The 7,677-nt window shown below is 43.2% G+C and carries 8 protein-coding genes; all 8 read left to right on the top strand.

Annotated features, from left to right (window positions below; genetic code table 11):
- Positions 1-626: 626 nt before the first annotated feature.
- The 8 genes from fdxB (at position 627) to PUQ00_RS31440 (ending at position 7,571) form a co-directional block, all read left to right on the top strand.
- Entirely contained in the window at positions 627-920 is a 294-nt protein-coding gene (gene fdxB / locus PUQ00_RS31475; RefSeq protein ID WP_300423816.1) for a ferredoxin III, nif-specific, read from the top strand.
- Positions 921-1,601: 681 nt separating this feature from the next.
- Positions 1,602-2,603, top strand: coding sequence for a cytochrome c oxidase subunit II (locus tag PUQ00_RS31470; protein ID WP_300423815.1), 1,002 nt, complete (start codon positions 1,602-1,604; stop codon positions 2,601-2,603).
- A gap of 72 nt (positions 2,604-2,675) precedes the next feature.
- Positions 2,676-4,364 carry a cytochrome c oxidase subunit I gene (ctaD, locus tag PUQ00_RS31465; protein ID WP_300423813.1) on the top strand — a complete coding sequence of 563 codons (1,689 nt, stop codon included), beginning with the start codon at positions 2,676-2,678 and terminating at the stop codon, positions 4,362-4,364.
- 426 nt (positions 4,365-4,790) lie between these two features.
- On the top strand, positions 4,791-5,390 hold the full coding sequence (locus tag PUQ00_RS31460) for a heme-copper oxidase subunit III (RefSeq protein ID WP_300423817.1): 600 nt from the start codon (positions 4,791-4,793) through the stop codon (positions 5,388-5,390).
- Between the two features lie 178 nt (positions 5,391-5,568).
- Positions 5,569-6,054 carry a hypothetical protein gene (locus PUQ00_RS31455; RefSeq protein ID WP_300423811.1) on the top strand — a complete coding sequence of 162 codons (486 nt, stop codon included), beginning with the start codon at positions 5,569-5,571 and terminating at the stop codon, positions 6,052-6,054.
- A 127-nt stretch (positions 6,055-6,181) separates the two neighbouring features.
- Complete coding sequence (locus PUQ00_RS31450) at positions 6,182-6,352, top strand: hypothetical protein (protein ID WP_300423810.1); 171 nt, start codon at positions 6,182-6,184, stop codon at positions 6,350-6,352.
- 5 nt (positions 6,353-6,357) lie between these two features.
- Positions 6,358-6,969, top strand: coding sequence for a cupin (locus PUQ00_RS31445; protein WP_300423809.1), 612 nt, complete (start codon positions 6,358-6,360; stop codon positions 6,967-6,969).
- Between the two features lie 95 nt (positions 6,970-7,064).
- On the top strand, positions 7,065-7,571 hold the full coding sequence (locus tag PUQ00_RS31440) for an ArsC/Spx/MgsR family protein (RefSeq protein WP_300423807.1): 507 nt from the start codon (positions 7,065-7,067) through the stop codon (positions 7,569-7,571).
- The last annotated feature ends 106 nt before the right edge of the window (positions 7,572-7,677 follow it).

The raw sequence follows: 7,677 nt of genomic DNA, 5'->3' as shown, positions 1-7,677 counted from the left end.
GATGTTTGAAAAGTCCTATTGTCGGTATCAAATAGTTTTAGATCCCCCTAAATCCACGCCAGGTGCTTCAAGTCGGTAGAGCCGACGCCACGTACTTCAAGTCGGCGGAGCCGATGCCAGGTGCTTCAAGTCGGCAGAGCCGCCCAACGCACTGGCTCCCCAACGCAGTGGCTCCCCTTAAAAAGGGGGACTTTGATTCCGGTTCCCCCCTTTTTAAGGCTAGGGGGGATCTAAAAGTGCCTAAAGTCACAGCGAAACACTTTTCAAACAACCTCTAAAACCGTATCTATACGAGACTTTGCCCACTGAGATAGGTTTCAAGCCCTCAATTTCTTCTTCTATCATTCCTATGCATGGCTGATTAGGGGCTGCTACCTCCAGTCAGACATTTAGATAAATGCGTTTCCATGTAGAGCATAGGAACGAGGAATACTAAAAATTCATAATAATAATTCTCAATAATTTTTATCTATCAATTGAAATCAAAATAATTTTGCATTGTGTTCAAAGTCATCGAATTTTGATGAGATAAAAGTAATTTTTGAATACCAACAAAAGAAAATTTAGGATAATATGATGATTAATGCACAAACAGATTGACAGGCAAAATTGCCGAGGATTTATTCATGGCACAACTAACAGGTTTGACATTTGGCGGTAAGACTTGGACACCAAAATTTGCTCAGGAAATCGACAAGGACAAATGTATCGGCTGTGGCAGATGTGTTAAAGTATGCGGGTACAATGTGCTAGGTTTGAAGGCGCTAAATGAAGAAGGTGAATTTGTAGAAGACGAAGATGATGAAGAAATTGAACGGAAAGTAATGGCAGTTACTTCTCCAGATAATTGTATTGGTTGTGAAGCTTGTTCACGGATTTGTCCGAAGAACTGCTATACCCATGTTGCGTTAAACAATTAAGGTTTTTGGAAGTAGTTAAAATTCTTGTTGATTCAATGAGGCACTGTTTGTAGAAAGCGCAAATGCGCTAGGCAAGGTAACTTGAGGGGAATACTAAATATTTACCGGAACTCCAAAAAAGTTCACAGTAAACAAATCCGTAAATCGTAAAATGTTAGCTATTAACAAATTTAAACTTGCTGCTAATATAGCCTAATCAATATTAGGTCTAACAACAGGGCTGTTTCATTCTCATCTAACCCGCCTCAGAATGAATTCTGAATCTAATAGCACTCATTCGTCTAAAGATGACTGAGAAAAGATTATAGTCCGTTTTAACGGACTTTAGCTATAAGAAAAAGAACTTTAGTTCGGGGCGGTTTATGTCTAGAACGAAATAATCCTGGGTCTAACAGTACCCTCTTGGAACAACTAGCTTTTCTGAAAACAGGGGGCTAACTTTGTCATAGGAGTTGAAATATAATTTGTAATTTTCTGGGGGAAAGATATGGAAAAAATCTTGAAGTTTCCCCCATTTTTTATGGCTACACGTTAGAAAGTTAATAAGTGAAAAGGGAATGGGGAATAGGAAATAGGGAACGGGGAATAGGGAATAGATAACAATGCTTAATGCCCAATGCTCAATTCCCAATTCCCACAAAATCACATCTTTAAAGACGGTTTACAAAGCAGGTAGCATGTATGCAACAAGTTCCTGTTTCACTATGGACTCTGGTTGCTGGGATAGTAGTTACAGCAATCAGCATTTGGATTGGTCAAAACCACACTCTCATGCCGGTGCAAGCATCGCTACAAGCGCCTTTGGTAGACGGTTTTTTCAACGTCATGTTTACCATTGCGATCGCACTCTTCTTGGTGGTAGAAGGAACCATTGTAGTTTTTTTGATTCAGTTTCGTCACCGTCCGGGTGACGATACCGATGGTGTGCGCGTAGAAGGCAACGTTCCCTTAGAAGTCTTTTGGACAGCAATTCCAACAGTGATTGTCCTCCTCTTGGGCATCTACAGTGTAGATGTTTTTAACCGAATGGGAGGCTTTGATCCTGCGGGTCATCCTCATTCAGCAGATCATGTTGCTCATATGCCGGGAACCGCTCTGGCAGGCACATTAAGCGATACTTCCCAAGCAACAACTGCCCCAACAATTGCCCCAACAATTGGCATCGGCGCGTCTCCTCAAACCCTAGACAAACCAGCCGATTTAGTTGTTGATGTCAAAGGGATACAGTACGCCTGGTTATTTAACTACCCTGATAGTGGCATTACCTCTGGGGAATTGCACATACCCGTCGGTGCTGATGTGCAACTCAACCTTTCAGCACAAGATGTAATTCACTCATTCTGGGTGCCAAACTTCCGCCTCAAACAAGATGCACTTCCCGGTATCCCTACCGAACTACGATTTGTTGCCACTAAACCAGGCACATATCCCGTAGTTTGTGCTGAGTTGTGCGGTGGTTATCACGGTTCAATGCGGACACAGGTAATTGTCCACACACCAGAAGAATATAAAAGCTGGCGGACAGAAAACCAGATTGCTCAAAAGCAAAACCTAAATCAAGTCGTTGCAATTAATCCAGCTGACTTATCAATATCAGAGTTTCTCGCTCCCCACACCCATGATATGGGAATTAGTGCAGCAACTTTAGAGTCAGTTGTCATGAGTCAAGAGAGACGCGATTAATCACGTCTGTACAAGAGTCACATTTAATTACTTTGGACGTTTGACCCTGAACTCCGCATAGTGGTAAAAAATATGACGCAGGTAGAATTTCCCCGGAATACTCCACCAGAAGAAAATAAACCGAAAATGGTGGTTAGCCATACCTCCCACCCGAAGGCGTGGAGATGGCAGGACTATTTTACATTTAATGTTGACCACAAGGTTATTGGTATCCAATACCTGGTAACGGCGTTTGTGTTCTATCTGATCGGTGGACTGATGGCGATCGCTCTGCGTGTCGAATTAGCAACACCAGAATCAGACGTACTCGACCCCAATCTGTATAACGCTTTCATGACCAATCACGGGACGATCATGATCTTCCTGTGGATTGTCCCTAGCGCCATTGGGGGATTTGGTAACTATTTGGTGCCCTTGATGGTCGGTGCTAGGGATATGGCTTTCCCGAAGCTGAATGCAGTCGCCTTTTGGTTAAATCCACCAGCAGGTGCCCTCATATTAGGTAGTTTCATCTTTGGCGGTTCGCAATCTGGTTGGACAGCTTATCCACCCTTGAGCTTGGTGACAGCGCCAATCGCCCAAACTATGTGGATACTTGCGATCGTCTTGGTAGGAACTTCCTCAATTTTGGGTTCACTGAACTTTGTGATCACCATTTTGTTGATGAAGGTTCCCAGCATGAAATGGGATCAAGTGCCCTTGTTTTGTTGGGCAATCTTGGCAACCTCCCTGCTGGCACTTCTCTCCACACCTGTATTAGCAGCCGGTTTAATTCTGCTGTTGTTTGACCTCAACTTTGGTACTTCCTTCTTTAAACCAGATGCAGGCGGTAACGTTGTAATTTATCAACACTTGTTCTGGTTTTATTCTCACCCGGCAGTCTATTTAATGATTCTGCCCATCTTCGGCATCATGTCGGAGGTAATTCCAGTTCATTCCCGTAAGCCAATCTTTGGTTATAAAGCGATCGCTTATTCTAGTGTAGCCATCTGCGTTGTGGGTTTGTTCGTCTGGGTACACCACATGTTTACCAGTGGCACACCCGGTTGGATGCGGATGTTCTTCACCATCTCCACTCTCATAGTTGCAGTTCCTACTGGTGTGAAGATTTTTGCCTGGGTTGCTACCCTCTGGGGTGGTAAAATCCGCTTCACCAGTGCGATGCTTTTCGCCATTGGCTTGTTGTCCATGTTTGTCATGGGCGGCTTAAGCGGTGTGACGATGGGAACAGCTCCCTTTGATGTTCACGTTCACGACACATATTATGTTGTCGGACATTTTCACTACGTTCTGTTTGGCGGTTCCGTGTTTGGCATCTACGCCGGTATTTATCACTGGTTCCCCAAAATGACCGGACGAATGCTGAATGAAACCTGGGGTCGCATTCATTTCGCCCTCACCTTCATCGGCACTAATCTGACCTTTTTACCCATGCACGAGTTGGGTTTGCAAGGAATGCCCCGACGAGTGGCAATGTATGACCCCCAATTTATCGACCTCAATCAAATTTGTACCTATGGTTCATTTGTTTTGGGGATATCGGTAATTCCCTTCGCCATCAACATTATCTATAGTTGGCTGAAGGGGCCTTTGGCTGGTGATAATCCTTGGCAAGCTTTGACCTTAGAATGGACAACTAGCTCACCACCCGCAATTGAAAACTGGGAAGTGTTGCCCGTTGTCACTCATGGCCCTTATGACTACGGTCATGATAACAGGCTTGAAATACAGCCATCTGCAACGCCGGAAGCTAGTGCTTAGTTAGTAGATTGAGTACTGCTATTCCTATCAAGGTGACTGCAATTTCTAGTTATTTGATTTGAGAACTCGAAACTCCAAGCTTGGAACTCCGAACTTGAGCATTATTACTCGGAACTTCAAGCTTGGAACTTGGAACTTCAAGCTTGGAACTCGAAACTCCGAGCTTGGAACTCGGAACTCCGAGATTAGAACTCGGAACTCCGAGCTTGGAACTCGAAACTTGAGCATTATTATTCGGAACTCCGAGATTAGAACTTGGAACTCCAAGCTTAGAACTTGAAACTCGGAATTTTGAGAATTCCTGAACAAGTGAAGAGTTTGGTTAAATAAGGATTTTGGATGAGGAATGAAAATTTGCCGCTTCACACTTCATTCTTTATTCAAACTTCCACAACAGACACAGTGGATAATATTGTCAATAAATCTATGACTATAGCTACAACGACGAGCGAAGATCACAGTGTAGGACACGAAGAACATCCAGATTTAAGAGTTTGGGGACTGTTAACGTTCCTCGCCTCTGAGTCCCTGATGTTTGGAGGATTTTTTGCCACTTATTTGTTTTTCCGAGGTACTACAGCCGTTTGGCCGCCAGAAGGAAGTGAAGTAGAACTACTTGTGCCGACGATTAACACCATTATTCTGGTGTCCAGTAGTTTCGTGATTCACTTCGGTGATACAGCAATAAAAAATAATAACGTCAAGGGAATGCAATTGTGGTATGCAATTACTGCACTCATGGGGGCAATTTTCTTGGGTGGTCAAGTTTATGAGTACTCGACTTTAGGATACGGACTGACTACCAACGTTTTCGCCAACTGCTTTTATATCATGACTGGGTTCCACGGTTTGCACGTTTTTGTGGGACTGTTATTGATATTACGTGTATTGTGGCGATCGCGTCTTCCCGGTGAATATTCTGCAACCAATCATACTTTCATCGAAATGGCAGAAATTTACTGGCACTTCGTAGACATTATTTGGATTGTTCTATTCACTTTGGTGTACGTTCTGACTTTGTTTTAAAAGTGAGTGGGGAGTCGGGAGTCGGGAGTGGTGAATACTTCCGATTACCTTTATGTTGTAGATTTTCACCCTGTTTTCAAGGGGAGTAGTGAGTGGTAAATACTCCTACTCCCTACTCCCTACTCCCTACTCCCCATTCCCCGTTCCCCATTCCCCACTCCCCATTCAGGAGTTTATTATGCAAGCTAATACAAACCAATTGTCATGGTTCCAGGTTCCAGAGGACATCAAGAATCTATTAATTCTAGCTGCACAAACCTGGGAGAACACATCAGAATCAGAAAAATATATTCAACAAGCTTTAGCCCAAACTGGTGAAAATACAGATGTATTGGTAGCAGCATATAGATTTTTCTATTATAAAAATAATTATTCTCTTGCTTTGCAAACAACAGTCAAATTATTAGATAAAATTAAAGAAGTAGAAAAATTGCCTGATAACTGGGAGCAACTTAAGCCTATATTAGTCAATCGCAAAGAAGACCCACAAATTCGATTGTACTTAAATGCTTATGCTGCTTCTGGATTAGTACTAGCAAAGTTAGGAGCGATAGAGCAAGCAAAAGAAATCAGCACCAAAGTAAAAGAGATAGACGAAAAGAATGATTTTGGTTCTGGGATTCTCCTGGATATTTTGACACGTCCAGCAGAAGATGATGATTAATTACTCAATGCGCTTCTTTACAAGAAGGAGTGGGGAGTGGGAGAGACAAGGGAGACAAGGGAGACAACGAGAATAACCCATGCCCAATGCCCAATACCCTTTTAGTCAACAATCAAGGTGAACAATCATGAACAATTGGTTTTCTACTACGTCAAATTCCTCTTACTCTCTGTTGGGAGTTGCCACTAATAGTAACTCTATCTTTCCTGCTGTCAGCATACCGACTAAAGTTGATCTGGGCAGTATTCCTAATGTCTCTCCGATTTTTGTCATCCAATCTTATCAGCTATCAATTTAAAGGTTATGAAAGATAGGGATTGGCTGGTAACGGGGGATGGTCAGTATCAAGCCTGTAAATCTGTGAGAGCATGGGATTTATTGAGAGAGAATTATCGTCTTTATCGGTTTTTAACTGAGATGGAAGATGTTCTCAATAGTGTGGATGATCAAGCTAGTCGTCTACCAGAAATTCGGATGCTCGTAAGGCGCTTGATAGTAAATTCCTACTGGGTGCGAAGTCAATCTTTAGAGCCTTCGCCTAATACGGGAACCTCTGTTTTGCTCCTATACGATGAATTGGGTTTTCCGTTGACGGTGCAAACAGTAACATTTGCACCGGGAACCAGATCAACCATTCATAATCATGGGACGTGGGGAGTAGTGGCGGTGTTAAAAGGCCAGGAAAAAAATACTATTTGGCAACGCACCCATAGCCCAGAATTTCAGGACAAAATTGAACCGACGGGAGAGGTAACTCTATTTCCAGGGGATATTATTAGCTTCGCTCCCGATGCAATTCACAGTGTAGAAGCAGTAGGTGATGAACCAACTGTGACTTTTAATGTTTACGGCGAAACTGATCCAAATGAGAGATTTGAGTTTGACTCAGTTACCCATAAGGCTAGGAATTTTTAATTAGGAATCGTCAGGATTAATTTCATCGGCTGGTAGTTGCGCTTTAGCGAAGACAGCGCCAACTACAAACAATTGAGTAATCAGGAGCTAGTTAAATGGCACGAGTAATTTTCTATAGTAAACCAGGCTGTCAAGGTGGTACTAAGCAAAAAGTTTTGCTCACAGCTGCCGGTCATGAGGTGGTAGCATACAATCTGCTAACAGAACCTTGGACGGTTGAGCGGTTGCGTTCATTTTTTGGTGATCGCCCCGTAGCCGAATGGTTTAATCGTTCCTCTCCAAAGGTAAAATCTGGTGAGGTGGTTCCTGAAAAAATTGATGCAGAAACCGCTTTGGGGCTGATGCTGAGAGAGCCACTATTGATTCGCCGTCCTTTGTTAGAAATAGGCGATCGCCGCGAGGTAGGATTCGATGTACAAAAGATTGATGCTTGGATTGGCTTAAAGCCTGCGGACGAATCTTTGCAGGAAATGAGCGAAAACTTGATGAAGCAAGATTTGCAAAACTGCTCCCACGGTCAGGATCAGCCTAAGAAACAAGGTGACTGTAATCACGGTCACGGTTCTCAAGAACACCAAAAGCAAGGCAGCTGTAACCATTAGTACAGGACTTCGAGACTGACAATTGAAGAAGAATTCAGAAGTCAGAATACATTCGTCAGAATCAAGACGCTCTCTACGAGACGCTAAAAGCGAACGCGGACTCGCT

The organism is Nostoc sp. S13 (assembly GCF_029379315.1).
In the GTDB taxonomy this organism is placed as follows: Bacteria; Cyanobacteriota; Cyanobacteriia; order Cyanobacteriales; family Nostocaceae; genus Nostoc.
This window is presented reverse-complemented; position numbering and strand designations above follow the sequence as displayed.